This is a genomic window from Mycobacterium sp. IDUB_5, assembly GCF_055419565.1.
This window is the reverse complement of the sequence record NZ_JBVAXX010000026.1, coordinates 1-202: the sequence shown is the minus strand read 5'-3', so window position 1 is coordinate 202 and position 202 is coordinate 1. Positions and strand designations below refer to the sequence as shown.

Genomic DNA, 202 nt, shown 5'->3' with positions numbered 1-202 from the left:
TCGACGAGTTCACCAAGACCACCAGTGCGGGTGTGCAGCACATCGGTGGCGCGGCGCGGGGTAAGGCGATCATCATTCTCAATCCGGCGGATCCGCCGATGATCATGCGCGACACCATTTTCTGCGCGATCCCCGAGGATGCCGACCACGCGGCGATCACGGCGTCGATCAAGGATGTGGTGGCCGAGGTGCAGACCTATGT

General features: G+C 62.4%; 1 pseudogene. It reads left to right on the top strand.

The window, feature by feature from the left end:
* Positions 1-202: pseudogene (locus ACZY1G_RS27855) on the top strand (acetaldehyde dehydrogenase (acetylating)); the annotation flags it as partial.